Consider the following 26888-nt stretch of genomic DNA (forward strand, 5'->3'; position numbering starts at 1 on the left):
CATGGGTCTCTTCAACCGCCGCAGCCAGGATGCCACCGCCACCGTCGCCACCGTCGACGTCGACCCCGCCCTCGCGGCCCTCACGGGCGAGTACGTCATCGACGCCGCCCACAGCAGCATCGGCTTCACCGTCCGCCACGCGATGGTGACCAACGTCCGCGGCACCTTCACCGACTACTCCGGCGCCCTCCAGCTCGACGGCAGCGACCCGGCCCGCTCCGCCGCCTCCATCGAGGTGAAGATCGCCTCCGTGGACACCGGCATCGCCGACCGCGACGGCCACCTGCGCAGCGGCGACTTCTTCGACGCCGAGGCGTTCCCGCTGATGACCTTCCGTTCCACCGGGGCGGCCCAGCTCGGCGGCGACGCGTACCGCATCACCGGCGAACTGACCATCAAGGACGTCACCCGCCCGCTCGCCATCGACCTGGAGTTCAACGGCTCGGCCACCGACGTCTACGGCAACGAGCGCGTCGGCTTCGAGGGCTCCGCCGAGATCCTGCGCTCCGACTGGGGCCTGACCTGGAACGCCGCGCTGGAGGCCGGGGGCGTCATGGTCAGCGACAAGGTCAAGCTGACCTTCGACATCTCGGCCATCAAGCAGGCCTGAACCGCCTGACGCCGCCGGGTCCCGGGGGCGGCGCCGTGGGGCACAGCCCCTAGAAGCCGCCCCCGCCGTCGAACCCGCCGCCGCCGTCGAACCCGCCACCGCCGCCGAAGTCCCCTCCCCCGAAGTCGGAAGGGTTGAAGTCGGCGCCGGAGAAGTCCCCGCCGTCGTAACCGCCCCCCATGTCGGAGGCGTAGGCGGGGCTCGACATCATCGAGCCGAGCATCGTGCCCACGAGCAGACCGGGCAGGATGCCGCCGCCGAAGTATCCACCGGCCCACGGGCCGTACGCCGGGCCCGCGTCGTAGTACGGACGCGGGCCGTACTCCGTGTCGACCGTCCGGACCATCGGGTCCTTGCCGTCACGCAGCCGCACGGCGTCCGCCGCGCACACCGGGACGGTGCGCTCCGCCCCACCGGCCGGCGACCACTGCGCGTCCTGCGTGCTCGGCCCGTGCCGCGGGTCGAAGAAGCAGGGCGAACGGCGCTCGGGCAGCGGCCTCCCCCGACGGCGCGCGTCCAGGCAGGCCAGCGCGAACCGGCCGTCCTCCAGGGCCTGGGTGACCCCCTTGACCTCTTCGGGGTGCTGGACCGAGGCCATGATCTCCTTGGCCTTCTCGTACGAGTCGAGGCCCTTCTCGTAGTCCCCGCGCATGGCGTCGTCCGCGCCGGGCTCACCGGGGTGGAAGTCCAGCCGGTCGAGCTCCTCGCCGAAGGCCGTGATGTCCTCGTCCACGACCACGCGCAGCTTCTCGATCGCCTCGCGCCGCGCCTCTTCCTTCTTCTTCCGGTTCCGGCGCACCAGTGCGTACGCACCGCCGCCGCCGATCACGGCCACCGCGCCGAGCGCGACCAGACCGCCGACCGGGGTCCCGGCGTCCGCGCCCGTGTCGCCCCACGAGGCCGGCGCCCGGCCCTTGACCTGCGTCAGCGCCTGGTCGACGAAGTTGTTGATCTCCGTCGCCGCGTCCACGGGACCGCCGGCCTTCACCGCGTCCGTCAGGTTGCGCACCGCGGTCGGCGCCATGACCGCGCGGTCGGCGCCCGCGTTGAAGCCGTCGCCGAGCCGGATCGCGTACAGCCCGGTGATGCCGGTCTCGGTCCGGACCGTACGCAGCACGCTGTCGGCCGGAAACTCGGAGCCGGCGGGCAGCACGGCGACGAACACCGGCTTGCCGGCGTCCTTGATCTTCTTGGTGAGCGCGTCCGCCTGCTCCTTCGGCAGTTGCGCCGCGGCGCGGGGGTCCACGTACACCGGGCCCTGCTTGAGGGCCTCGGCCACGGCGGCGGGGCCGGTGGCCGCCGCCGCCTGCGGGGCGGCGACCAGCGCGGTCGCGGACAGGGCCAGCAGCAGCGCGGCCAGCAGTCGACCGGGACGTACGGATATCAGCCTGGTCCTCATGGTCAAGACGCTACCGGAACCGCCCCTTTTCTGTGTGAGGTGGACATAAGGCCCACCGGCCGCCGTCGGGGCTCCCGCCCCGCGGCTACTCGGCCGGTTCGACGCCCGCGTGGAGCAGTCCGTACGTGAAGGCGTCCTCCAGGGCCTGCCAGGACGCGGAGATCACGTTGGGGGCCACGCCCACCGTGGACCACTCGCGGGTGCCGTCCGTCGTTGCGATCAGGACGCGCGTCGTGGACTCCGTGCCGTGCTTGCCCTCCAGGATGCGGACCTTGTAGTCCACCAGCTCGAACTTGGCCAGCTGGGGGTAGAACCGCTCCAGGGCCACCCGCAGCGCCCGGTCCAGGGCGTTGACCGGGCCGTTGCCCTCCGCCGTGGCGACGATCCGCTCGCCCTTGGCCCACAGCTTGACCGTGGCCTCGTTGGCGTGGGTGCCGTCGGGACGGTCCTCGACGATGGCCCGCCAGGACTCGGTACGGAAGTACTTGCGGGCGCGGCCCTCGACCTCGGCGCGCAGCAGCAGCTCGAAGGAGGCGTCGGCGGCCTCGTACGTGTAGCCGGAGAGCTCCCGCTCCTTGACGCGCTCGACGACCCGGGAGACCAGCGCACGGTCCCCGCCGAGGTCGACGCCGAGCTCCTTGCCCTTGAGCTCGATGGAGGCGCGGCCGGCCATGTCGGAGACCAGCATCCGCATGGTGTTGCCGACCCGCTCGGGGTCGATGTGCTGGTAGAGGTCCGGGTCGACCTTGATGGCCGAGGCGTGCAGGCCGGCCTTGTGCGCGAAGGCCGAGACGCCGACGTACGGCTGGTGCGTGGAGGGCGTGAGGTTGACGACCTCGGCGATGGCGTGCGAGATGCGGGTCATCTCGGCGAGCGCGCCCTCGGGGAGGACCCGGCGGCCGTACTTGATCTCCAGCGCGGCGACGACGGGGAAGAGGTTCGCGTTGCCGACGCGCTCGCCGTAGCCGTTCGCGGTGCACTGGACGTGCGTCGCGCCCGCGTCGACGGCGGCCAGGGTGTTGGCCACGGCGCAGCCGGTGTCGTCCTGGGCGTGGATGCCCAGGCGCGCGCCGGTGTCGGCGAGCACGGTCGCGACGACCGCGGTCACCTGGGCGGGGAGCATGCCGCCGTTGGTGTCGCAGAGGATGACGACGTCGGCGCCGGCCTCGTGGGCGGTGCGCACGACCGACTTGGCGTACTCGGCGTTGGCCCGGTACCCGTCGAAGAAGTGCTCGCAGTCGACGAAGACGCGCCGGCCCTGGGCGACGAGGTGGGAGACGGTGTCGCGGACCATCTCCAGGTTCTCTTCGAGGGTGGTGCGCAGGGCGAGCTCGACGTGCCGGTCGTGGGACTTGGCGACCAGGGTGATCACCGGGGCGCCCGATTCCAGCAGAGCCCGTACCTGCGGGTCCTGGGCGGCCGAGCCGCCCGCCCGCCGGGTCGCCCCGAAGGCGACCAGCTTGGCGTGCTTGAAGTCGATCTCGGCGCGGGCGCGGGCGAAGAACTCGGTGTCCCGGGGGTTGGCGCCGGGCCAGCCGCCCTCGATGAAGCCCACTCCGAAGTCGTCCAGGTGCCGGGCGATCGCCAGCTTGTCGGCGACGGTGAGGTTGATGCCCTCACGCTGGGCGCCGTCGCGCAGGGTGGTGTCGAAGACGTGGAAGCTGTCTGCGTCGTCGGCGGGGTGCTGAGCCGCCGGCCCTGTCGCCTCTGTCGTCGTCATGCTGAGTGACTCCTGTCGGATGAGTGGTTCCGGACTGCCCGCCCGAGAGCGGGCTGCCGCCACTGCCCCCAATCATCGCGCGCGGGCCGCTTCCGGCAGGAGTGGAGCCGGGAAACGAAAAGACCCCTCGCGGGTGCGAGAGGTCTGCGCGCGGGTCTGGGGCACTGCGGCCGCTTCCGCGAAGTTCTTCCGCGGTTCAGCGGCCACTGCGGACCGGCGCGCTGCTGTCCATAATCATGAGCTGAGCAGGCACGTCCGCAGTGTGTCACACCGTCTCACCGCGGGAGCACCGCGTCTCACGATACGAGAGCCTCGTCGAGGAATTCCGAGACGTGGGCCAGAATGTCCCCCCGCCCTATCCCGGGCAGGCCGACGGCGACCTGGATGCTGAACCCGTCGAGCAGGGCCCGCAGCCGGGCGCCGAAGCGGTCGGGGTCCACGGGCCGGAACTCCCCCCGCGAGATGCCCTCGGCCAGCAGGGCCACCAGGTCGCGGTGCCAGGCGCCCTCGATGGCGGCCTGCCGCTCGCGTTCCTGCGGACCGGCGTTCTGCGAGCGGTTCCAGACCTCCAGCCACAGGGTCCAGTGCGGATCCCGGGCCTCCTCGGGCACGTAGAGGTCCACGTAGGCCTGGAGCCGCTCGCGCGCCGAACCGCTGCGGGCCAGCAGCGCCCGGCGCCGGGCGCCCAGGGCGGCCTCGCTCCACTCCAGCGTCTGCAGCAGGAGCTCGTCCTTGCTGCCGAAGTAATAGAGGAGGTGGCCGCTGCTCATGCCGACCTGTCGGCCGAGCCCGGCCATGGTCAGGCCCTCCAGGCCACGCTCGGCGATCGTGGCCATGGCGGCGACGAGTACGTCCTCGCGCGGCGGCGCGTTCTTCCGCACCGCACGTACTCCACCCGCCGCCATGGGCCACTCCTTCGTCGTTCCGCCGCAGGTCAGACCTTCGGCTGCTGCTGGGTGATGCAGTGGATACCGCCACCCCCGGCGAAAATCGTACGTGCGTCGACCAGGGTCACGGTCCGCTCGGGGAACAGGCCCCGGAAGATCTCCGCGGCCTCCTCGTCGCGCGGGTCGTCGAAGGAGCACAGCACCACGCCGCCGTTGCACAGGTAGTGGTTGATGTAGGAGTAGTCCACCCACTCCCCGTCCTCCTCCAGCACGGTCGGCGCCGGGACCTCCACGACCTGGAGCCGGCGGCCCTGCGCGTCGGTGGAGGCGCGCAGGATGGCGGCGATGGTCTTGCAGCGCTCGTGGTCGGGGTGGGCCGGGTCGGGCTGGGTGTGGACCATGACCACGCCGGGGCGGGCGAAGGCGGCCACGATGTCCACGTGGCCCTGCGTGCCGTAGGTGCCGTAGTCGCCGGCCAGGCCGTACGGCAGCCAGATGGCCTTGGTGGTGCCGAGGTGGGCGTGGATCTCCTCCTCGACCTGCTGGCGGGTCCAGCCGGGGTTGCGCCCGGCGCCCAGCTGCACGGTGTCGGTCAGGAGCACCGTGCCCTCGCCGTCCACGTGGATCGCGCCGCCCTCGTTGACGAGCGGGGTGCTGTACGTACGGGTGCCGGCGAGGTCCGAGACGTGCCGGGCGACCTTGGAGTCGTGCTCCCAGCGGGCCCACTCCTGGGCGCCCCAGCCGTTGAAGGTCCAGTCCACCGCGGCCAGCTCGCCGGCCTCGTTGGTGACGAACGTGGGGCCGATGTCGCGCATCCAGGCGTCGTCGAGCTCGCGCTCCACCAGCTGCACGTCCTCGCCGACGAGCGCGCGGGCGCTCTCGGCGTCACCGGGCGAGACGACCAGGGTCACCGGCTCGTACGAGCGCACGGCGCGGGCGACGGCGCCCCAGGCCTCGCGGGCCTCGGCCAGCTCCCGCTCGTTGGTGAAGGTCGGGTTGGGGCTGGGCCAGGCCATCCAGGTGCGCTCGTGGGGCGTCCACTCGGCGGGCATCCGGAAGCCGTGGTCCGTGGGCTTTGCAGTCATGGCAGGGTCCTTAGAGGGCTGTGCTGGTTCACAGGAAGTACAGGCGGTTGAGGGAGACCGAGTCGGCCGCTTCGGAGCGCAGCGGGTCGCCGTCGAGGGTGACGAGCCCGGTGCGCGCGTCCACGTCGACCGCGCCCACCCGGGAGTTGAGCAGGAGGTTCCCGGGACCGATGCCGCGGGTGCCGCGGACGGCGACGCGGCGGCGGCGGGTGGGCATCTCGTCGCCGCCCAGCGCCGCCGCGGCGGCGGAGACGAAGGCGACGGAGATGTCGGCGGCGGTGGCTCCGTACGAGCCGAACTGCGGTCCGAGGACCAGCGGTTCGCAGGTGTCGGTGGCCGCGTTGGGGTCGCCGGTGACCCCGTACGCGGGGAAGCCGGACTTGAGGACCAGCTGCGGTTTGGCGCCGAAGAACTGGGGGCGCCACAGGACGATGTCGGCCAGCTTGCCGACCTCGATGGAGCCGATCTCGTGGGCCAGGCCGTGGGCGATGGCCGGGTTGATGGTCAGCTTGGCCATGTAGCGCAGGACGCGGGCGTTGTCGTCGCCCTCGCCGTCGCCTTCGAGGGGGCCGAGCTCGCCCTTCATCTTGGCGGCCATGGCGAAGGTGCGGCGGATGGTCTCGCCGGCGCGGCCCATGCCCTGGGCGTCGGAGGAGGTGATGCCGATCGCGCCCAGGTCGTGCAGGACGTCCTCGGCGCCCATGGTGCCCGCACGGATGCGGTCCCGGGCCATGGCGGCGTCGCCGGGGAGGTCCGGCTTGAGGTCGTGGACGGAGACGATCATGCCGTAGTGCTCGGCGACCGCGTCCCGGCCGAAGGGCAGGGTCGGGTTGGTGGAGGAGCCGATGACGTTCGGTACGCCCGCCATTTTGAGCACGTTGGGGACGTGTCCGCCGCCGCAGCCCTCGATGTGGAAGGCATGGATGGTGCGGCCGTCCAGGACGCGCAGGGTGTCCTCGACGGACAGGCACTCGTTGAGGCCGTCGCTGTGCAGGGCGACCTGTACGTCGTGCTCCTCGGCCACGCGCAGGGCGGTGTCCAGGGCGCGGGTGTGCGCGCCCATGTCCTCGTGGACCTTGAAGCCGGAGGCGCCGCCCTCGGCCAGGGCCTCGACCAGGGGCGCGGCGTCCGAGGAGGAGCCGCGGGCGAGGAAGCCGATGTTGACGGGCCAGGCGTCGAAGGCGTTGAACGCGTGCTTCAGTGCCCAGGGGGAGTTGACGCCGACGCCCCAGACGGGGCCGAACTCCTGGCCGATGATCGTGGTGACGCCCGCGGCGAGCGAGGCCTCCATGACGCGCGGGGAGAGCAGGTGGACGTGGGTGTCGACGGCGCCGGCGGTGGCGATCAGGCCCTCGCCGGACACGATGCTCGTGCCGGTGCCGACCACGACGTCGACCCCGTCGAGGGTGTCCGGGTTGCCGGCCCTGCCGATGGCGTGGATACGGCCCTCGCGGATGCCGATCGAGACCTTGCGGATGCCGAGGACGGCGTCGATGACCAGCACGTTGCTGATCACGACGTCGCAGGTCTCCCGAACGGCCGCGGCCTTCAGGTGCAGCCCGTCGCGGGCCGTCTTGCCGAAGCCGGCCAGGAACTCGTCGCCCGGCTTCTGCGCGTCGTGCTCGACGCGGACGGTGAGCCCGGAGTCGCCGAGCCGGACCCGGTCGCCGGCGCGGGGGCCGAAGACGGAGGCGTACTCGTGGGGGTCGATGTGCCGGCTGCCCGGCGCACAGTGGTCGCTGTGCCTGGTCTGCTTGCTCACGCCTGCTCTCCGTCTGCCGTGTCGTGCGCCGGGGCGCCGGGTCCCGTACCGAGGTAGCCGCAGGCCGCGGCGCGGCGCAGGGCCTCGTCCTTGGCCCCGGGGGCGTCCAGGGGCCCGTCGACCAGCCCGGCGAAGCCGATCGCGATGCGGTCGCCGCCGATGGGGACGAGGCCGACCTCGGCCTCGCCGTGCGGGTCGAACCGTACGGACGAGCCCGCGGGCACGCACAGCCGCATGCCGTAGGCCGCGGCGCGGTCGAAGTCGAGGCGGGGGTTCGCCTCGAAGAAGTGGAAGTGGGAGGTGACGCTCACCGGTACGGAGGCCGTGTTGCGCACGCGCAGGTGCAGCGCCGGCTCCGGCTGGGGGGCGCCGGGGCCCGGTACGACGGCGCCCGGGGCGTCCTCGCCGAGCGGCACCGCGCCCCGGATCGGGGCCGAGACCACCGCGAGGCGGGAGCCGTCGTCGAAGACGGCCTCCACGTGCACCTCGGTGACCACGTCGGCCACGCCGGGCAGCACATCGGCCGGGCCGAGCACGCTGCGGGCCTCCTCGATGGCCTCCGCGAGCCGCTTGCCGTCGCGCGCGGCCTCGCAGACCGTGTCCGCGACGAGCGCGGTGGCCTCCGGGACGTTGAGCTTGAGTCCGCGGGCCCTCCGGGCCCTGGCCAGTTCCGCCGCGCTGCGCAGCAGCAGCCGGTCGCGCTCCGTAGGGGTCAGCCGCACGCCGATCCACCACCTTTTGAGTCGATGGGTTAGAGCATCACTCTAACTCTTCATTTCTCTGCAATGAAGCATTGACCTGGGACCTGGGCTTAGGTCACATTGAGTGTCGCTCAAACACATGTGAACCACCCCCCGCCCTGCCAAGGGAGTCCCCCCATGCCCATCGAACAGCGCGGAGTCGACACCATCCCCGAGGAGGAGCGGACGAGCGGTCCCCGTGACCTGATCTCGATCCTGCTCGGCTCCAATCTCTGCCTCGGCGTGATCGTGTTCGGCTGGCTGCCCCCGTCCTTCGGACTGGGCCTGTGGCCCTCGGTCACCGCCATCGTGACCGGCACGCTCGTCGGCATCGCCTTCACCGCGCCGCTGGCGCTGGTGTCCCTGCGCACGGCGACCAACCTCTCCACCTCCAGCGGCGCCCAGTTCGGCGTCCGGGGCAGGCTCGTCGGCTCGGTGGTCGGCCTGCTGCTCGCCCTCGGCTACACCGCCCTCACCCTGTGGATCGGCGGCGACGTCATGGCCGGCGTCCTGTCCCGGCTCACCGGACTGCCCGACACCGGCGTGACGCGCGCCGCGATGTACGGGGTGCTGGCCGCCTGTACCGTCGTCGGGGCCGTCTTCGGCTACCGGCTGCTGCTGCGCATGAGCAAGGTGCTCTCCATCGGCATGGTGGTCCTGCTCGCCGTCGGCCTCATCGCGTACGCCCCGGACTTCACCACCGCCGCCCCGCCGCAGACCTCGTACCTGCTCGGGTCCTTCTGGCCGACCTGGCTGCTCGCCGCCGTCGCCGCCGGGCTCAGCGGTCCCGTCGCCTTCATCACCCTGCTCGGCGACTACACCCGGTACATCTCCCCCCGCAAGCACGGCTCCCGCAAGGTGTTCTGGTCCACGGCCCTCGGTCTGCTGATCGGCCTGCTGATCCCGCAGCTGTTCGGCACCTACACCGCGCTCGCCGCGGGGGCCGGCGCCGATTACGCCGGGCCCCTCGTCGAGGCCGCGCCGTTCTGGTACCTGCTCCCGCTGCTCTCCGCCGCCGCGGCCGGCTCGGTGGGCAACGCCGGGCTGATGCTCTACTCCATGGGCCTCGACCTCGACGCCATCGTGCCCAGGGCCACCCGCGCCAAGGCCACGCTGGTCGCGGCCGCCGTCGCCACCGCCTTCGTCTTCATCGGCTCCTTCGAGTGGGACGTGCAGTCCGCGATGACCTCGTTCGTCCTGCTGCTGACGGCCATCGGCACCCCCTGGGCCGTGATCACGCTGATCGGCCACGTCCGCTGCCGCGGGCAGTACGACGCCGACGCGCTCCAGGTCTTCAACCGCCGCTCGGTGGGCGGGATCTACTGGTACCGCGCCGGATGGAACGTGGCCGCGACCGCCTCCTGGGCCGTGGGCGCCGCCGTCGGCCTGCTCGCGGTGACCACCCCCTTCTACGAGGGCCCGCTGCTCGCCCTGACCGGCGGCGTGGACTGCTCCTTCGTCCTCTCCGGCCTGGCCGGCGGCCTCGTCTACACGGCCCTGACGTACCGGACCGCGTCGGCCGGCGCGGCGACGCCGGCCGACGCGGCGGGCAAGGTGGCGGTCGCCGCCGAGTGACGGCGGGCGCCGGGACCGGTGCACGGCGCGGGCCCCGGGGGAACTCCCCCGGGGCCCGCGCGGCCGCCGCCGCCGCGCGCTAGCGGCAGTTGTTCGCGGTGGTCGCCTGGGCGGCCGCGGTGTCCAGCGCCTGGATCTGCGGCTGGAGCTGGGTGATCGCGTCCTTCCCCGTGGTGTCGCCCGGCAGGTTCTCGTAGGCCTTCTTGAGGTCCTCCGCGGCCGTCGTCACGGCCTCCTTCTCGGCCGACTTCAGGGCCGAGCTGCTCTCCTTGACCTTTTTCCAGTCGTTCTGGACTGCGTCGTACGCCGACTTCAGCTGGTCCTTGGTGGCCGTGGCCGGGTTCAGCGCCTTGAGCGCGGCATTGTCCGACTTCAGCTGGACCAGGTTGGTGCACAGCGCCGCGCTGGCCGACGAGGCTGCCTCCTGCGGCGTTGTGTCGTCACTGCTGGAGCATGCCGAGGCGCCGAGGACCACGGCCGCGCACAGCAGGCTGGAGGCAACGAACCGCTTCATGGGAATCCGCCTTCCCGCCGGCCGTGGCGGCCGGCGCACGAGAGGTTCACGCCGCTGGGGCGCGATGTGCCGCCCGGAGCCGCTGTCCGGCGCCGCGAGGGCGGGCGCGATCAACGTCGCACGCCCGTACCTCCGCCGCATCTCCAGGCGGACCGGGTCCGGGCGGCCCGACGCGGCGCCGGACGGAGCCGGAAGGGCCCGCGGACACGGGCGCCGGCGGGCACCGCGCCCCGGGCGCGCTGCGGTGCGCGGCGGCGTCGGCGTACCGCCAAGGGGTGCTCCGGACGGGTGAGACGACCACCCGCGCCGGCCGGGCCCCGGGGCACGTGAAGAGGTCCCGGCCTGCCGGCCGGGACCTCTTTTCTCCGTGCGCGCCGGTGACTAGCCGAGCGGGTGCATCCAGCCGTGGGTGTCGGCGGTGCGGCCGGTCTGAAGCTCCAGCAGCGCCTTGCGGAGCTTCATGGTGACCTCGCCGGGCTCGCCGGTGCCCTGGGTCCAGTTGGCGCGCTCGGACTTGACCGAGCCGACCGGGGTGATGACGGCGGCGGTGCCGCAGGCGAACACCTCCGTCAGGGTGCCGTTCTCGTTGTCGCGCTTCCAGTCCTCGGTGGAGATGCGTCCCTCCTCGGCGGTGTAGCCGAGGTCGCGGGCGATGGTGAGGAGGGAGTCGCGGGTGATGCCCGGCAGGAGCGAGCCGGTCAGTTCCGGGGTGACGATGCGGTCGCCGTACACGAAGTACAGGTTCATGCCCCCCATCTCCTCGATCCAGCGGTGCTCGACGGCGTCGAGCCAGACCACCTGGTCGCAGCCGTGCTCGGCGGCCTGGGCCTGGGCCACGAGCGAGGCCGCGTAGTTGCCGCCGGTCTTGGCCGCCCCCGTACCGCCCTTGACGGCGCGGACGTACTCCTCGGAGAGCCAGACGGAGACCGGCTTGACGCCGCCGGGGAAGTACGCGCCGGCGGGCGAGGCGATGACCATGAAGAGGAACTCGTTGGCCGGGCGCACGCCGAGGCCGACCTCGGACGCGAACATGAACGGCCGCAGGTACAGGGAGGCCTCGCCGGACTCCGGCACCCAGGCCCGGTCCTGCTTGATGAGCGCGTCGCAGGCCTCGATGAAGAGGTCGGCGGGCAGCTCGGGCATCGCCATGCGGCGGGCGGAGGCCTGGAAGCGCTCGGCGTTGGCCCGCGGGCGGAACGTGGCGACCGTGCCGTCGGGCTGCTTGTAGGCCTTGAGGCCCTCGAAGATCGTCTGCGCGTAGTGCAGGGTCATGTTCGCCGGGTCGATCGACAGCGGCGCGTACGGGACCAGCTCTGCGTCGTGCCAGCCGCGACCCTCGGTCCACTTGATCGTCACCATGTGGTCGGTGAAGTGGCGGCCGAAGCCGGGGCTGGCCAGGATCGCCTCGCGCTCCGCATCGGACAGCGGGTTCGAGGAGGGCTTGAGCTCGATCGTGGGCGTCGTCATGAGTGCTTGTCCTTCACCGGTTTTGTAGGGCGGACCGCGCTCACGGCGTACCAGGACGTCCGAGCTTTCCCGCATTCCGCGGTCTCGCGTTCGATTATCGCTCGCGAGGTGCCTGCGGAGAAGCGGGGTGAAGCGGAGTGAATGCGGCCCAGGGGAGATGGTGGCACCCGGGGCCGCACAGGAAAAGCCGCCGGGTGCGTCGTGCGCGCGACCCGGCGGCTTCCTGGAGGTGGAGCTGCCGGGTCAGCCGGCTACTCGGGCGGCGAGCGCGTCGCCGATCTGCTCGGTACTGCGGAAGGTCCCGTCGCGCTCCGCGAGGTCGGCGCTGACCGCGTCCTCGATGCGGGCGGCCTGGTCCTCGAAGCCGAGGTGGCGCAGCAGGAGGGCGACGGAGAGGATCGTCGCGGTCGGGTCGGCCTTGCCGGTGCCGGCGATGTCCGGGGCCGAGCCGTGGACGGGCTCGAACATGGACGGGAAGGCGCCGGTCGGGTTGATGTTCCCGGAGGCGGCGAGGCCGATCCCGCCGGTCACGGCCGCGGCCAGGTCGGTGAGGATGTCGCCGAAGAGGTTGTCCGTGACGATGACGTCGAAGCGCTCGGGCTGGGTGACGAAGAAGATCGTCGCGGCGTCGACGTGCAGGTAGTCGGTGGTGACCTCGGGGTACTCCTGGCCGACCTTGTCGAAGATGTTCTTCCACATGTGGCCGGCGTACACGAGGACGTTGTTCTTGTGGACCAGCGTCAGCTTCTTGCGGGGGCGGGAGTCGGCCCGCTCGTACGCGTCGCGGACGACGCGCTCCACGCCGTACGCCGTGTTGATGCTGACCTCGGTGGCCACCTCGGCGGGCGTACCGGTGCGCAGGCTGCCGCCGTTGCCGGTGTACGGGCCCTCGGTTCCCTCGCGGACCACGACGAAGTCGATCTCCGGACGGCCGGCCAGCGGGCTGGCCGTGTTCGGGAAGAGCTTCGACGGACGAAGGTTGATGAAGTGGTCGAAGGCGAAGCGGAGCTTCAGCAGCAGGCCGCGCTCCAGCACGCCGGACGGGACCGACGGGTCGCCGATGGCGCCCAGCAGGATCGCGTCGTGGTGCTTGAGGGATTCGAGCTCCGCGTCCGGGAGGGTCTCACCGGTGCGGTGCCAGCGCTGCGCGCCGAGGTCGTACTCCTTGGTCTCCAGCTTCACATCCTGGGGCAGGACCGCGGTAAGGACCTTGAGGCCCTGAGCCACGACTTCCTGGCCGATGCCATCACCGGGGATCACTGCGAGATTGATGCTGGTCGACATGGTGGAACCGTACTCCCGGTCCCAGCCCTCGGTCATGCTGCGTCCACCATGTGGACCAATACGGCCGAGGGCCGGCGGGCTCGGCGGGGTGCTCAGTGGCCGGTCGAGCCGCCGTTGTCCCGGCGGTCGAGGGCGCGCTGGAGGGCGGCAGCGGCGTTCTTGCGGTCGGCGTCGGCGGAGGAGGAGTGGCGGACGCGGCGGGCTGCGGTGGATGCGGTCATGGTGATCGACTCCTTGAGATCACGGCGTGGCGGGGCCACGGATGAGGGGTTCCTTCAAGGCGCCGGAAGAGGCGGGGAGCGGTGCGCGGCAGGGGTTGCCTGCCCGAGGGCGCGCGCTCTCGACCGCCATTCGCCGGATCGGCGAGACGTTCGGCTCCTACAAAGCTAGGGCAGCTCCCGTTGTATGTCTCCGCAATTAGTCGGGCTTCCTACTATCTGAGACGGACGAGCCCTCGAAAGGCCCCTGCGCAGGGCTCCGATTCAGGCCGTCTCGGAGCGAAGTTCCCTGATCAGGGCCCGTACAGCGAGAGTCGACGCGGATTCCGGCGTGGTGACGTATCCCACGCGTCTCACGGGCCCCGAAGGACCCAGTCCGGTGACGTCGACGGCGTCCGTGGCCTCGCGCAGCGACAGCTCGGGCAGGATCGCCATGCCCAGCCCGCGCCCGACCATGGTCAGCACCATCGCGTCGTCCTCCGCCTTGACGGTGGCGCGCGGGATCCAGTCCTGCGCCCGCCACCAGTCGCGGGTGTACGAGCCGCAGTTCTCGTCCCAGTCCAGCAGGGGCAGCGTCCTCGGGTCGGGGTGTCCGGCCGGGTGGACCAGGGCGTACGCCTCCTCCCGGAGCACCCCGGTCAGCAGCGCCGCCGCACCGGCCCCCGCACCGGCCTCGGCGGCCCCGGTCCCGGTCCCGTTCAGCGTCGCGATGCCGAGGTCGGCGCGGCCCGCCGCCACCTCCCCCGCGGTGCCGTCCCCCAGCTCGCGCACCACCCGGACCTCGGGGCGGATACCGGGGTGGCGGGCCGTGAGCCGCTCCAGGGCCGGGGGCAGCAGGTGCAGGGCCGCGCTGCGGAACGCCGCGATGCGCAGCACGCCCCCGACGGCCTGCGAGCCCTCCCGGCCGGCTCCGCGCACCTCCGCGCCGAGTACCTCGTACAGCCGCAGGATGCGGCGGGCGAGGCCGACGGCCCGCTCCCCCGCCGGGGTGGGCGAGGCTCCGGTGCGCCCGCGTTCGAAGAGGACCGCGCCGACCTTGCCCTCGCTGCCGCGCACGGAGTGCGAGACGGCCGACTGGGTGAGGCCCAGCCGCACGGCCGCGGCGGAAAAGCCACCGGTCTCGGCGACGGCGACCAGCACGCGGAGTTCGTGCGGAGCGAGCTCGGCCACGGCGGCCCTCACCTCGTTCTATGAGCGGTGTTCATGGATGTGCGGCTTCCATGAGCGCAACCCCCTGCCCGGGCCGGTGATTCCTTCCTAGCGTCCTCGCCATGACCACGAACCACACCGCCCACGCCGTCCACCTGATCGCCCGCCCCGCCGGCTTCCCCGTCGCGGCCGACTTCGCGTACGTCGAGGCCGCCGTCCCCTCCCCCGCCGCGGGGACCGCCCTGGTGCAGAACCTGCTGCTCTCGGTGGATCCGTACCACCGAGGGCTGATGGACGGCGGCGAGGGCGGCTTCGCGCTGCACACCCCGCTGGAGGGCCGCGCGGTGGGCCGGGTGCTCGCCTCCCGCGACCCGGGGCTGCGCGAGGGCGACCTGGTCTTCCACCGCGCGGGCTGGCGCACCCACGCCCTCGTGACGCTCGGCGCGGACGGCACCCGCAAGCTGCGCGGCCACGCGGGCGTCCCGCTCGAGGCGTACCTGAGCATCCTCGGCGGCACCGGCCTGACCGCGTACGCCGCTCTGACCCGGACCGTGGCACTGCGCGAGGGCGAGGACCTCTTCGTCTCGGCCGCCGCGGGCGGGGTGGGCACCGCCACCGGGCACATCGCGCGACTGCTGGGCGCCGGCCGGATCATCGGCAGCGCGGGCTCGGCGGCGAAGGTCAACCACCTCACCGGCGCGCTCGGCTTCGACGCGGCCTTCGACTACCACGACGGCCCGGTCGGCGAGCAGCTGGCGCAGGCCGCGCCCGACGGTATCGACGTGTACGTGGACAACGTGGGCGGGGACCACCTGGCGGGCGCGATCGACGTGCTGCGCGAGTACGGGCGGATCGCCTGGGTCGGCGGGATCTCGATGTACAACGGGGACCGCTCGCCCGCCGCGCCGCGCAACCTCTTCGAGATCGTCCACAAGTCGTTGCGCCTGGAAGGGGTATTGGTTCGCAATCACACCAATTTGCAGGACGAGATGGAGGACTTCCTGGTCCCATACCTGCAGAGCGGCCGGATCGGCACGGACACCACCGTTTTCCAGGGAATTGATCACACGGTGGAGGCCTTCCTGGGCATGCTGCACGGCGACAATCTGGGCAAAACGCTGGTCCGTCTCGCGGACTGAATCCAGCCAACCGGATGTTCACCGACTTCTTACCGCACGGATGTAGACCTTTGGCCCGGCGCCCGCCACTCTTTCCGTCAATGTGCCAGCGGGGCACTTGAGTTGGAGGCGAGTAGCCAGTGACACCGATCAGCCGCAGAGGTTTCGTGGGAATCGGCGCCGGGCTGGTGGCCGGGGCCGCCCTGCCGGCGATCGCGCCGACGTCGGCGGCCGCTGCCGCCGCGACCGGCACGATCACCGACGTGAAGCACGTGGTGATCCTGATGCAGGAGAACCGCAGCTTCGACCACTACTTCGGCAGGCTGAAGGGTGTCCGCGGCTTCGGCGACCGCGCCGCCGGCAACATCCCGGGCGGCTGGGGCACGTTCAACCAGCCCAACTGGGGCGGCCGCCAGTACCCGTGGAAGCTCAGCTCCACCCCCGCGGCGGGCGGTGTCGACGGCGAAACCCTCGCCCAGTGCAACGGCGACCTCCCGCACAGCTGGTCCTCGCAGCACGCGGCCTGGAACAAGGGCCGGATGGACAACTGGGTCACCGGCGTCGGCAACACCCGCACCCTCGGCTACCTCGACCGCGCGGACATACCCTTCCACTACGGGCTCGCCGACAACTACACGATCTGCGACGCCTACTTCTGCTCCACGCTGAGCGCGACCGGCCCGAACCGCACCTTCCTGTGGAGCGGCAAGGTCGATGCGGGCAGCAAGGACGGCGGCGACGAGTCCGGGCTGACCTGGGAGACGTACGCGGAGGCCCTCCAGCGGGCCGGCATGAGCTGGAAGGTCTACCAGAACGCCCAGGACAACTACGGGGACAACGGGCTGGCCTACTTCAAGAAGTTCACGGACGCGGCGCCCGGTAACCCGCTGTGGGACCGCGGCATGGGCTCCGTCCCGAAGGTCACCGGCTCCACCCCCGACGACATCGCGGCCGCCATCCGCGCGGACGTCGTCGCGGGCACCCTGCCGCAGGTCTCCTGGGTCGTCGCGAACGAGGCCTTCTCGGAGCACCCTTACGCCCCGCCCGGCGACGGCGCGCACTTCGTGGACCTGGTCTACCGGGCGCTGTCCGCGAACCCGGAGGTCTTCGACTCCACCGTCCTCTTCCTCAACTACGACGAGAACGACGGGTTCTTCGACCACGTCCCGCCGCCGATCGCCCCGCCCGGCACCCCGGGCGAGTACATCGACGGCACGCCGATCGGCCTCGGCTTCCGCGTCCCGATGATCGTCATGTCCCCGTGGACGCGCGGCGGCTGGGTGAGCTCGGAGGTCTTCGACCACACGTCGGTGCTCCGGTTCATGGAGACATGGACGGCGGCCCTCGGCACCCCGGCGACCTGCCCCAACATCAGCGCTTGGCGCCGCAAGGTGACCGGCGACCTGACCGGCGTCTTCGACTTCGCGCGCCCGGTGTACGGGGTGCCGACCGGTCTCCCCCCGACCGCGAAGGTCATCGGCCAGGCGACCTGCGGTCCGTTGCCCAACCCGGCACCGCAGGACAACGCGCTCCCGGTGCAGGAGGCCGGTACCCGCCCGGCGCGCGCGGTCCCGTACCAGGTCAACGGCAACCTGGACCGCTTCGAGTTCGGCGCGGCCGGCAAGATCCTGGCCTGGTTCTCGATGACCAACCAGGGCGCGCAGGCGAAGCAGGCGGCGCACTTCTCGATCCACCCGCACCAGTACCGGGACACGGCGGCCTGGCAGTACACGGTGGATCCGGCCGGCACGGCGACGGACTACTTCAACATCGGGCTGGGCAGCGGCTCCGGCAAGTACGACATCTCGATGTACGGGCCGAACCGCTTCCTGCGCCGGTTCATCGGCGACGCGTCGAAGGCGGGCAAGGCGGTCGAGGTGGCGGCCCGCTTCGCGGTGGAGCCGGGCACGGGCAAGACGGCGATCTACTTCACGATGACGAACAGCTCGGCCGCGCCGGTGACCTTCACGATCCGCTCGAACGCGTACCGCTCGGACGGGCCGTGGACGTACACCGTCCCGGCGAACTCCTCGCGCGAGGACTTCTTCAACGCGGTCGCCTACCACAACGGCTGGTACGACTTCACGATCCTCGCGGACAACGACGGCACCTGGTCGCGTCGCTACACGGGCCACATCGAGACGGGCGCGCCCAGCGTCTCGGGCTGACGCGCTACAGCACGTCGCCGTCGCGCCAGTCGAAGTCGAGCCGCCCGGCGGGGTCCTCCAGGGTCCCGCCGGGCGGGAACCAGACGTACGTCGAGCCCTCCTCCTCGGCGAGCCGCACCGGCCCGGCGGGCGACAGGGCTCCGATCGGCCCGCCCCACGCGGCCCATCCGCGCCCCTCGTACAGCCGGGCCCCCGCCGCGGAGGCCGACAGGGCGCCGAGAACGTAGGCCCGCTCGACGACCCCCTCCAGCGCGCCCATCACCAGCCCGCCGAGGCCGCGGCGGCGCCGGTCGGCCCGTACGGCCACGGCCTCGACGTATCCGGCCCGCAGCGCCCGGCCCCGGTACAGGACCCGGCGCTGCACCACGCTCCCGTGGGCGACGAGTTCGCCGTCCTCGTGGATCAGGGCGTGCATGCCGCCGAGCGCGTGCTCGAAGTCCTCGTCGCCGAAGTCGCCCTCGAACGCGGCGTCGAGCAGGGCCCGGATCCGCTCCCGCGTCCCGGGGTCCAGTTGCGAGGTGTGGGCGAGCCGTGTCCGCGTACCGGTCATGGAACCAGTGTCTCCCCGCCACGAATCGACCGGGACGCTCCTGTCCGCCGGCGGGTCCTCCTCGGCAGACTCGGCCCATGTCGCCCGATACCGAACAGTGGACCCCCACCCACGGCGAGCCGTACCGCCCCGTCGCCTACCGGCCCGACCGGCTGCCGAGCGCCGAATCCCTCGCGCGCTCCGCGTGGCTGAGGGAGCGCATGGACGAGCGGCGGACCGTGCGGCACTTCTCCCCCGACCCCGTTCCGGACCAGGTCGTCAAGGACGCCGTCGCGTGCGCCGCGACCGCCCCGTCGGGGGCCCACCAGCAGCCGTGGACCTTCGTGCTGGTCAAGGACGCGCAGGTGCGCCGGCGGATCCGTGAGGCCGCCGAGCGGGAGGAGTCGCTCTCGTACGACGGCCGCCTCGGCGAGGAGTGGCTGGCGGCCCTGCGCCCCCTGGGCACGGACGCCGTCAAGACCCACCTGACCGACGCCCCGGCCCTGCTCGTCGTCTTCCAGCAGCGGTACTGGCTGGGCCCGGACGGCGCCAAGCGCAAGCACTACTACGTGGACGAGTCGGTCGGCATCGCCGTCGGCATGCTCCTGACCGCCCTCCACCTCAGCGGCCTGGCGGCCCTGGTCCACACCCCGAGCCCGATGCGCTTCCTCTCGCAGGCCCTGCACCGCCCGGAGAACGAGAAGGCGTTCGCGGTCATCCCGATCGGCTACCCGGCGGAGGACTGCGAGGTCCCGGACCTGGTCCGCAAATCCCTGGATCAGGTCATGACCGAGGTATGAGCCCTACGGGGCCTCGTGCAGGCGGGTCAGCAGAGCCGTCAGCTGCTCGCACTGCGCCGGGGTCAGGGGTGACAGGAACTCCGCGTTCGCCGTCTCGGCCAGGGCGGCGCAGCGGGTGAGGGCGGCCCCGCCCGCCGGGGTGAGGGTGACGGCGTTCTTGCGGCGGTCCGCCGGATCCGGGGCCCGCAGGAGGAGGCCCGCGCCTTCCAGGTGGTTCAGGAGCCCGACCAGGTCCTTCGGGTCGATCCCGAGCACGCGGCCGAGGTCGGCCTGGGCCACCGGGCCGTACTGCGCGGTCGCTGCCAGCGCGGCGTGGTGCGCGGGCTTCAGCCCTTCCGCGGCCAGCGCCTCGGCCACCAAGGCGCGGCCGCGCGCCGCGACCCGCCCGGCGAGCCAGCTGGGAAGGGACTGGATGTGTGCGAGGGCCGAGGTCATGGATCCAGCCTAACAATTCATTGGAGTTCCCCACGATCTCGTATATCGTTGGGATCCCCAATGAATTTGACTCCGTCCGGGAGGTCCTGTGCTGCGCATCCGCCACGAGGTCAACGGCGGCCCCGAGGTGCTGTTCGCCGAGGACGTGGCCGTACCCGTCCCCGGCCCCGGGGAGCTGCTCGTCGCGGTCGAGGCCGTCGGGGTCACGCTGCCCGTCGTGCGCAAGGTGTGGGAGGGCGCCGAGCCGGTGGCGCTGGGCGGCGAGGTCGCCGGGACCGTGGCCGCGCTCGGCGACGGGGTGCGCGCCTTCGCCCTCGGCGACCGCGTCACCGGGCTGTGCTTCGGCCACGGGTACGCCGAGTACGCGCTGCTCGCGGCCCCCTTCACCTCCGCCGTCCCCGCCGGGGCGAGCTCCGTGGACGCCGTCGCGCTCGTGCGCAGCGGGCTCGTCGCCCGGGGCGCCTGCGAGGCCGGGCGGATCCGCCCCGGGGAGTCCGTCCTGGTGACGGCCGCCGCGAGCGGGGTCGGCAGCCTCGCCCTCCGGATGGCCCGGGCGGGCGGGGCGGGCCGGGTGGTCGCCGCCGTCTCCCGGCCCGACAAGGCCGGGTTCCTCCGGGGCCTCGGCGCCGACGAGGTGGTGCTGTACGCGGACCCGGCCGCCTGGGGCGGCCCGTACGACGTGGTCCTCGACGGGGTCGGCGGCGAACTGCTCGGCCCCGCCGTGCGGGCCCTGGCCACCGGTGGCCGGCTGGTGGCGTACGGCTCCGGCGGTGGCTCGGTGGAGGCGTACGAACTGCTGGTGCGCGGCGCCTCGGTGATCGGATTCCAGATCCGGGCCGTCGCCCAGGGCCGGCCCGAGGTGTACGAGGGCTGGCGGCGCGCGCTGTGGAAGGCGTACGCGGACGGCTCCCTGCGCCCGGCCGTGCACGGGCGGATCCCGCTGGCCGAGGCGGCCCGCGCGCACGCCCTGATCGAGGAGCGGCGCAACCTCGGCAAGGTGGTCCTGGTCCCCTGACCGGCGGGGGCGGAACTGGGACCGCCCCCGATCCGGACTTGGGGGTACCGGAACGGGGGCGGGGTTCAGCAGGGGCCGGATCAGCCCATGTGCGGGTACGCGTAGTCCGTCGGCGTGACCAGCGTCTCCTTGATGGAGCGCGTCGAGGTCCAGCGCATCAGGTTCGAGGCGGCGCCCGCCTTGTCGTTCGTGCCCGAGGCGCGGCCGCCGCCGAAGGGCTGCTGGCCGACCACGGCGCCGGTCGACTTGTCGTTGATGTAGAAGTTGCCCGCCGCGAAGCGGAGCTTCTCCATCGCGTCGGCGGCCGCGTAGCGGTCGGCTGCGATGATCGAGCCGGTCAGGGCGTACGCCGACACCGACTCCATCTGGGCCAGCATCGCGTCGAACTCGGCGTCCTCGTAGACGTGGACCGCCAGGATCGGGCCGAAGTACTCGGTCGTGAAGACCTCGTTCTCCGGGTCGGTGCACGCGATGACGGTCGGGCGGACGAAGTAGCCCTCCGAGTCGTCGTACGTGCCGCCGGCGATGATCTCGCAGGTCGGGTCGGCGATCGCACGGTCGATCGCGGCCTTGTTCTTGGCGAACGAACGCTCGTCGATGACGGCGCCGATGAAGTTGGTCAGGTCGCGGACGTCACCCATGGTGATGCCGTCGACCTCGGCCGCGAAGGCCTCCTTGAAGCCGTCGTTCCAGATCGAGGCCGGGATGTAGGCGCGCGAGGACGCCGAGCACTTCTGGCCCTGGAACTCGAAGGAGCCGCGGGTCAGGGCGGTCTTCAGGACGGCGCGGTCCGCGGACGGGTGCGCGACGACGAAGTCCTTGCCGCCGGTCTCGCCGACCAGGCGCGGGTAGGACTTGTACTTCTCGATGTTGTTGCCGACCGTCTTCCACAGGTACTGGAAGGTCTTGGTCGAGCCGGTGAAGTGGATGCCGGCCAGCTCGGGGTGGTTCAGGGCCACCTCGGAGACGGCGATGCCGTCGCCCGTCACCAGGTTGATGACGCCCTTGGGCAGGCCGGCCTCCTCCAGGAGCTCCATCAGGAGGACCGCGGAGTGGGTCTGCGTCGGGGACGGCTTCCACACGACCACGTTGCCCATCAGGGCGGGGGCGGTCGGCAGGTTGCCGGCGATGGCCGTGAAGTTGAACGGCGTGATCGCGTAGACGAAGCCTTCGAGCGGGCGGTGGTCGCTGCGGTTCCACACGCCGGCGGAGTTCGCGACCGGCTGCTCGGCCAGGATCTGGCGGGCGAAGTGGACGTTGAAGCGCCAGAAGTCGACGAGCTCGCACGGGGTGTCGATCTCGGCCTGCTGCGCGGTCTTCGACTGGCCCAGCATGGTGGAGGCGGCCAGCTTCTCGCGCCACGGGCCGGACAGCAGCTCGGCGGCGCGCAGGATGATCGCGGCGCGGTCGTCGAAGGACATGGAGCGCCAGGCCGGGGCGGCGGCCAGGGCGGCGTCGACGGCCTCCCGGGCGTCGGCCTCGGTGGCGTTCGCGTACGTGCCGATGACCGACTTGTGGTCGTGCGGCTGCACGACGTCGAAGCGTTCGCCGCCGCCCATCCGCTTGACGCCGTTGATCGTCATCGGCAGGTCGATCGGGTTCTCGGACAGCTGCTTCAGCTGCGTCTCGAGGCGCGCGCGCTCCGGGGTGCCGGGGGCGTACGAGTGGACCGGCTCGTTGACCGGCACGGGGACCTGGGTCACAGCATCCATGGGGCTGGTAACTCCTTGACCTGGTTCTGGGCTAGTTCTTGGTGATCATCGAGCGGAGGAAGAACAGGAGGTTGGCCGGCTTCTCGGCGAGGCGCCGCATGAAGTAGCCGTACCAGTCCGTCCCGTACGCGGTGTAGACGCGCATGCGGTGGCCCTCGGCGGCGAGCCGCAGGTGCTCCTCGCTGCGGATGCCGTACAGCATCTGGAACTCGTACTCGTCCAGCTTGCGCCCGGCCGTGCGGGCGAGCTCCTGCGCGATGGCGATCAGGCGCGGGTCGTGCGACCCGATCATCGGGTAGCCCTCGCCCTCCATCAGCGTCTTCAGGATGCGGACGTACGCCTTGTCGATCTCGGCCTTGTCCTGGTACGCGACCTCGGCGGGCTCCTTGTACGCGCCCTTCACGATGCGGACGCGGCTGCCGGCGGCGGCCAGGCGGCGGGCGTCGCCCTCGGTGCGGAAGAGGTACGCCTGGATCACGCAGCCGGTCTGGGGGAAGTCCCGGCGCAGCTCCTCGTGGATGGCGAACATCGAGTCGAGGGTGGTGTGGTCCTCGGCGTCCAGCGTGACGGTGGTGCCGATGGCCGCGGCGGCCTCGACGACCGGGCGGACGTTGGCGAGCGCGAGCTCGTGGCCGCCCTCCAGCGCCTGGCCGAACATCGACAGCTTGACCGACATCTCGGCCTTCTCGCCCAGGCCCAGGCCCGCCAGGTGCTCGATGAGGTCGAGGTAGGCGTCGCGCGCGGCGTGGGACTGCTCCACGGTGGTGATGTCCTCGCCCACCACGTCGAGCGTGAGCTCCAGGCCCTTGTCCGTGAGGTCCACGACGATCGGGATGACCTGGTCGACCGTCTCACCGGGGATGAACCGGTTCACCACGGGCTTGGTCACCGGGGCGGCAGAGACGATTCGGCGCATCTTGTCGCTGCGCGAAGCGGCGAGGATCGCGGGACCCAGCACGGGGCACCTCCAACAGGTGGCAGAAGCAGTCGTACGGTCCGCGAAGGGGTGGGCGGGGCCGTAAAGAAAACGCAAGTAAAACCACCGTGAAACCTAAGGATCGCTTTGATCCTCTGCCATCGACAGCTGTCACGCATCCGTGTCCCCGATCTCATACATCTGTCTGAAGACCGGTTCCGCAGGTGGGAGAATGTCCGGGTGAAGGGCGATTACCAGGACCTGGTGGATGAGATCTCGGCGCTCCTCGGCGCCCCGGCGACGCTGGAGAACCGGGATTTCCGCCTCATCGCCTTCGGCGCGCACGACAGCGAGGACGACCTCGCGATGGACCCCGTCCGCACCCGGTCGATCCTGACCCGGCAGTCGACCGCGGCCGTGCGGGCCTGGTTCGAGGGCTTCGGCATCGCGCGGGCGACCGGGCCGGTGCGCATCCCGGCGGCGCCCGACGCGGGGGTCTTCCGGGGGCGGATCTGCCTGCCGGTGCGCTACCGCGGGATCGTGCACGGGTACGTGTGGCTCCTCGACCAAGAGCCCGGCCCCGGTCCGGACGCCCTGGCGGCGGCCATGGAGGTGGCCGAGCGGATCGGGGTCCTGCTCGCCGAGGAGGCGAAGGCCGGGGCCGATCTGTCGCGGGAGTTCCGGGCGGTGCTCGTGGCCGGGCGGGGCTGGCGGCAGGACATGGCGTTGGCCGCGCTGCGGTCGGCGCTGGGGCCCGGCGCCGACGGGCTGCACGCGGTGGTGTGCGTGCTGCCGTGGCCCGGCGAGGCGCCCGCGTCGGTGCCGGGCACGGCCGCCGTGTGCACGGTTCCCTGGCCGGGGGGCGGCGACGAGGACGGCCGGGCCGGTGGGGACGGCGCCGAGGGGGGCTCCGGGTCCGGGCCGGGCCCGGGCTCCGGCGCCGCCTCCGGGAACCGGCCTGCCCGGCGGGCCGGGCAGGCGCTCGCCGTGCTGGTCAGGCTCCGCTCGGCCGAGGTGCTCGTACCCGCCGAGGGCGTCGCGACCCGGCTGCTGGCGGGCGGCGGCGCGAGCGCCGGGATCGCGGAGCCCCGCCGGGGGCTGGCGGAGCTGGCCGACGCCTGGTCGCAGGCCTCGGCGGCGGCGCAGGCGGCCGCGGCGCAGCCCCGGTTCGGGCCGGTGGCCCGGTGGTCGGCGATCGGCCCGTACCGGATGCTGGCGGCCCTGGCGGCCGCGGGTCCGGCCGGCGACCCGGCGACGCGGGTCCTGCTGGAGCCCGCGCACCGGGAACTCGCCCGTACCGCCGAGCTGTTCCTGGACTGCGCGGGCCAGGCGGGGCGCGCGGCGGCGGCCCTGGGGATCCACCGCCAGACCCTCTACTACCGGCTCGCCCGGGTGGAGCAGCTGACCGGCCTGGACCTGGACGAGGGCGAGGACCGGCTGTTGCTCCACATGGCCCTCAAGGCGGCCCGCCTGTACGGCTGAACGGCGGTACGGCGGCCCGGACAGCCGCAGCAGCCGGGCAGCGGATCGACTCAGGCGCGGGTGTCGGCGCCGGCGTCCTCGCCGCTCAGCATCATCTGCGCGGCACGGCGCATCCCCTCGGTCAACTCCTCGGGGGTGACCGCGTTCTCGGGGTTGTACAGCCACTGCACCATCATTCCGGCGACCAGCACCTGGTACAGCCCGCCCAGGGTCCGGACGTCCCGTTCTTCGAGCTGCTCCTCCGGGATGCCCGTGAACATCTCGGTCAGCCCCTTGCGCCCTTCGTCCTCCGAGGCCACGACCATCTCGCGCAGCTCCGGCAACCCGTCGCGGTCCATGGCGATCTCCAGGCTGGCCGCCCACATCGGGGCCGCCCGGTCACGCTGTCCGCTCATCCCGTCCCAGACCGAGCGGAAGCGCTCCAGCGAGCCGCCCGCTCCCCTGACGTCCGGCGTGAAGGAGTCGCCCCACTCCTCGACCATCGCGAGGAACGCCTGCGTGAGCAGGGCGTTCTTCGAGCCGTAGTGGTAGCCGATCGACGCCAGGTTCGCGCCGGAGGCGTTGACGATGTCGCGCGCGGTCGTCCGCGCGAAACCCTTCTCGGCCAGGCACTTCTTGGCGCCTTCGAGCAGATCTTCGCGGTGTCCCATGCCCTCACCGTACCAAGACAACCGTCCTATACGACCGTTCCATACAGTCGTACTAGACAGACGTTTATGACGCTTGTACATTGCTGCTCATGACGAACTCCGCCGCACGTCCCGCCGGTCGCCGGGAATGGATCGCCTTCACCGTCCTCCTGCTGCCGCTGCTCCTGGTCTCGATGGACGTCTCCGTCCTCTACTTCGCCATCCCGGCGATCACCCGCGAGCTCGACCCGAGCGCCACCCAGCAGCTCTGGATCTTCGACAGCTACGCCTTCGCGCTGGCCGGCCTGCTCATCACCATGGGTTCGCTCGGAGACCGGATCGGCCGCCGCAAGCTGCTGCTGATGGGCGCGACCGCCTTCGGGGCCGCCTCCGTCTGCGCCGCGTACGCCACCAGCGCCGAGATGCTGATCGCGGCCCGCGTACTGCTCGGGATCGGCGGCGCGACCCTGATGCCCTCCACGCTGGCCCTCGTGCGCAACCTCTTCCAGGACGACGGGCAGCGCGGCCGGGCCATCGCCATCTGGTCCGCGGCCATGGCCGGCGGCATCGCCCTCGGCTCGGTGATGAGCGGCGTGCTGCTGAACCACTTCTGGTGGGGCTCGGTCTTCCTGGTCAACGTGCCCGCGATGCTGCTCCTGCTGGCCCTCGTCCCGGTGCTGGTCCCGGAGTTCAAGGACCCGGCGCCCGGCCGCTTCGACGTGCTGGGCGTCCCGCTGTCGGCGGCCGCCGTGCTCCCGGTCGTCTACGGCCTCAAGGAGATCGCCGCCGAGGGCCTGGAGCCCCTCCACGCCACCTCCGTCGCCGTGGGCCTGGCCTTCGGGTACGTCTTCGTCCGCCGCCAGCGCACCCGTGACGACGCCATGATCGGCCGGGCCCTGTTCCGCGGCCGCGGATTCGGCGCCGGGATCGCCCTGAACACCGTCGCCGCCTTCGCGATGATGGGCTCGGCCTACTTCACCACGCAGTACCTCCAGTCGGTGCTCGGGATGGGCACGCTGGAGGCCGCCCTGTGGAGCCTCGCGCCCTCGTTCCTCGTCGGCGTCGCCGCCCCCGTCAGCGCGGCCCTGGCCCGGAAGACCGACCGCGCCCGCGTCATCGCCGGCGGCTTCGCCCTCGCCGCCGCCGGGTTCGCCCTGATCGGGCTGGTCGGCAGCGATTCCCTGTGGCTGCTGCTGACGGGCGCCGGCCTACTGGCCTGCGGGATCGTCACCGTGATGTCCCTGGTCTCCGACATGGCGCTGGGCGCGGCCCCCGCGGAGAAGGCCGGCTCGGCCGCGTCCCTGCTGGAGACGGGACAGGAGTTCGGCGGCGCGCTCGGCATGGCGGTCCTGGGCAGCCTCGGCACCGCCGTCTACCGCTCCGACCTGGCGGGCGCCGAGCCCGCCGCCCGGGAGACCCTGGGCGGGGCCGTGGCCACCGCCGGGCAGCTCGGCGGGCCCGCCGGCCAGCAGCTGCTGGCCCTGGCCCGCGAGGCCTTCGTCCACGGCATGCAGTACGCGGCCTGGGGCGGCGCCGCCCTGCTGCTGGCGGCGGCCCTGCTCGCCGCCGCCCTGCTGCGGGGGCCCGGCGCCACCGCGGTACCGCCCGCCGGGGAGCCCGCGGGCCAGGGGCCGGCCCTCGCGGCCTGAACCCCGTACGCCCAACCCGTACGGC

24 protein-coding genes are annotated in these 26888 nt (G+C 72.2%); 8 read left to right on the plus strand and 16 right to left on the minus strand.

The window, feature by feature from the left end; genetic code table 11:
* The first annotated feature begins 1 nt into the window (after position 1).
* The gene (locus tag ACS04_RS08835) at positions 2-610 is read left to right on the plus strand and encodes a YceI family protein (protein WP_048475971.1); all 609 of its coding nucleotides are present in this window, start codon (positions 2-4) and stop codon (positions 608-610) included.
* A gap of 49 nt (positions 611-659) precedes the next feature.
* Here the strand turns inward: ACS04_RS08835 and ACS04_RS08840 are convergent, their stop codons facing one another.
* The 6 genes from ACS04_RS08840 to ureA form a co-directional block, all read right to left on the minus strand.
* Positions 660-2009 (minus strand): hypothetical protein, encoded by a 1350-nt coding sequence (locus tag ACS04_RS08840; protein WP_048475972.1) that lies wholly within the window; start codon positions 2007-2009, stop codon positions 660-662.
* A gap of 85 nt (positions 2010-2094) precedes the next feature.
* The gene (gene cimA / locus ACS04_RS08845; protein WP_048475973.1) at positions 2095-3729 is read right to left on the minus strand and encodes a citramalate synthase; all 1635 of its coding nucleotides are present in this window, start codon (positions 3727-3729) and stop codon (positions 2095-2097) included.
* 296 nt (positions 3730-4025) lie between these two features.
* Complete coding sequence (locus ACS04_RS08850) at positions 4026-4634, minus strand: TetR/AcrR family transcriptional regulator (RefSeq protein ID WP_048475974.1); 609 nt, start codon at positions 4632-4634, stop codon at positions 4026-4028.
* Positions 4635-4663: 29 nt separating this feature from the next.
* Complete coding sequence (locus tag ACS04_RS08855) at positions 4664-5701, minus strand: agmatine deiminase family protein (RefSeq protein WP_048475975.1); 1038 nt, start codon at positions 5699-5701, stop codon at positions 4664-4666.
* A gap of 28 nt (positions 5702-5729) precedes the next feature.
* Entirely contained in the window at positions 5730-7463 is a 1734-nt protein-coding gene (locus ACS04_RS08860) for an urease subunit alpha (protein ID WP_245236326.1), read from the minus strand.
* Positions 7460-8185 carry an urease subunit gamma gene (ureA, locus tag ACS04_RS08865; RefSeq protein ID WP_048475976.1) on the minus strand — a complete coding sequence of 242 codons (726 nt, stop codon included), beginning with the start codon at positions 8183-8185 and terminating at the stop codon, positions 7460-7462. Before ureA ends, ACS04_RS08860 begins: the two co-directional genes overlap by 4 nt.
* A gap of 156 nt (positions 8186-8341) precedes the next feature.
* Here ureA and ACS04_RS08870 point away from each other — a divergent pair, with 156 nt between their 5' ends.
* Positions 8342-9778 carry a cytosine permease gene (locus ACS04_RS08870; protein ID WP_048475977.1) on the plus strand — a complete coding sequence of 479 codons (1437 nt, stop codon included), beginning with the start codon at positions 8342-8344 and terminating at the stop codon, positions 9776-9778.
* Between the two features lie 79 nt (positions 9779-9857).
* Here the strand turns inward: ACS04_RS08870 and ACS04_RS08875 are convergent, their stop codons facing one another.
* The 5 genes from ACS04_RS08875 to ACS04_RS08890 all read right to left on the minus strand — a co-directional run bounded on the left by ACS04_RS08875 (position 9858) and on the right by ACS04_RS08890 (position 14431).
* Positions 9858-10292 carry a hypothetical protein gene (locus ACS04_RS08875; RefSeq protein ID WP_048475978.1) on the minus strand — a complete coding sequence of 145 codons (435 nt, stop codon included), beginning with the start codon at positions 10290-10292 and terminating at the stop codon, positions 9858-9860.
* 381 nt (positions 10293-10673) lie between these two features.
* A complete protein-coding gene (locus ACS04_RS08880) occupies positions 10674-11759 on the minus strand; it encodes a branched-chain amino acid aminotransferase (RefSeq protein WP_048475979.1) in 1086 nt (361 codons plus the stop codon).
* Between the two features lie 243 nt (positions 11760-12002).
* Entirely contained in the window at positions 12003-13043 is a 1041-nt protein-coding gene (locus ACS04_RS08885) for a 3-isopropylmalate dehydrogenase (RefSeq protein ID WP_048476013.1), read from the minus strand.
* A 92-nt stretch (positions 13044-13135) separates the two neighbouring features.
* On the minus strand, positions 13136-13264 hold the full coding sequence (locus ACS04_RS40010) for a hypothetical protein (protein ID WP_280920981.1): 129 nt from the start codon (positions 13262-13264) through the stop codon (positions 13136-13138).
* A 261-nt stretch (positions 13265-13525) separates the two neighbouring features.
* Positions 13526-14431, minus strand: coding sequence for a LysR family transcriptional regulator (locus ACS04_RS08890; RefSeq protein ID WP_048476014.1), 906 nt, complete (start codon positions 14429-14431; stop codon positions 13526-13528).
* Positions 14432-14532: 101 nt separating this feature from the next.
* Here ACS04_RS08890 and ACS04_RS08895 point away from each other — a divergent pair, with 101 nt between their 5' ends.
* Together ACS04_RS08895 and ACS04_RS08900 are read left to right on the plus strand one after the other, a co-directional pair.
* Positions 14533-15549 (plus strand): NADP-dependent oxidoreductase, encoded by a 1017-nt coding sequence (locus tag ACS04_RS08895; RefSeq protein ID WP_048475980.1) that lies wholly within the window; start codon positions 14533-14535, stop codon positions 15547-15549.
* Between the two features lie 119 nt (positions 15550-15668).
* Entirely contained in the window at positions 15669-17696 is a 2028-nt protein-coding gene (locus ACS04_RS08900; protein ID WP_048475981.1) for a phosphocholine-specific phospholipase C, read from the plus strand.
* Between the two features lie 4 nt (positions 17697-17700).
* Here ACS04_RS08900 and ACS04_RS08905 read toward each other — a convergent pair whose 3' ends face one another.
* Positions 17701-18246, minus strand: coding sequence for a GNAT family N-acetyltransferase (locus ACS04_RS08905; RefSeq protein ID WP_048475982.1), 546 nt, complete (start codon positions 18244-18246; stop codon positions 17701-17703).
* Positions 18247-18323: 77 nt separating this feature from the next.
* Between ACS04_RS08905 and ACS04_RS08910 the strand changes: the two genes are divergently transcribed.
* The gene (locus ACS04_RS08910) at positions 18324-19025 is read left to right on the plus strand and encodes a nitroreductase family protein (protein ID WP_048475983.1); all 702 of its coding nucleotides are present in this window, start codon (positions 18324-18326) and stop codon (positions 19023-19025) included.
* A gap of 3 nt (positions 19026-19028) precedes the next feature.
* On the opposite strand, the gene ACS04_RS08915 is transcribed toward ACS04_RS08910, so the two are convergent.
* Positions 19029-19460 (minus strand): MarR family winged helix-turn-helix transcriptional regulator, encoded by a 432-nt coding sequence (locus ACS04_RS08915; RefSeq protein WP_048475984.1) that lies wholly within the window; start codon positions 19458-19460, stop codon positions 19029-19031.
* 88 nt (positions 19461-19548) lie between these two features.
* Here ACS04_RS08915 and ACS04_RS08920 point away from each other — a divergent pair, with 88 nt between their 5' ends.
* The gene (locus ACS04_RS08920; RefSeq protein ID WP_048475985.1) at positions 19549-20475 is read left to right on the plus strand and encodes a quinone oxidoreductase family protein; all 927 of its coding nucleotides are present in this window, start codon (positions 19549-19551) and stop codon (positions 20473-20475) included.
* A gap of 80 nt (positions 20476-20555) precedes the next feature.
* Here the strand turns inward: ACS04_RS08920 and pruA are convergent, their stop codons facing one another.
* Both pruA and ACS04_RS08930 read right to left on the minus strand, forming a co-directional pair.
* Complete coding sequence (gene pruA, locus ACS04_RS08925; protein WP_048475986.1) at positions 20556-22187, minus strand: L-glutamate gamma-semialdehyde dehydrogenase; 1632 nt, start codon at positions 22185-22187, stop codon at positions 20556-20558.
* A gap of 31 nt (positions 22188-22218) precedes the next feature.
* Positions 22219-23145, minus strand: a complete 927-nt coding sequence (locus tag ACS04_RS08930; RefSeq protein WP_048475987.1) for a proline dehydrogenase family protein — start codon at positions 23143-23145, stop codon at positions 22219-22221.
* Between the two features lie 198 nt (positions 23146-23343).
* On the opposite strand from ACS04_RS08930, the gene ACS04_RS08935 reads away from it, so the two are divergent.
* Entirely contained in the window at positions 23344-24585 is a 1242-nt protein-coding gene (locus tag ACS04_RS08935; protein ID WP_048475988.1) for a helix-turn-helix domain-containing protein, read from the plus strand.
* A 50-nt stretch (positions 24586-24635) separates the two neighbouring features.
* Here the strand turns inward: ACS04_RS08935 and ACS04_RS08940 are convergent, their stop codons facing one another.
* Positions 24636-25235, minus strand: a complete 600-nt coding sequence (locus tag ACS04_RS08940; RefSeq protein ID WP_048475989.1) for a TetR/AcrR family transcriptional regulator — start codon at positions 25233-25235, stop codon at positions 24636-24638.
* An 89-nt stretch (positions 25236-25324) separates the two neighbouring features.
* Here ACS04_RS08940 and ACS04_RS08945 point away from each other — a divergent pair, with 89 nt between their 5' ends.
* Positions 25325-26863, plus strand: a complete 1539-nt coding sequence (locus tag ACS04_RS08945) for an MFS transporter (protein ID WP_048476015.1) — start codon at positions 25325-25327, stop codon at positions 26861-26863.
* The last annotated feature ends 25 nt before the right edge of the window (positions 26864-26888 follow it).

The sequence above is a fragment of the Streptomyces roseus genome, from assembly GCF_001044425.1.
In the GTDB taxonomy this organism is placed as follows: Bacteria; Actinomycetota; Actinomycetes; order Streptomycetales; family Streptomycetaceae; genus Streptomyces; species Streptomyces roseus.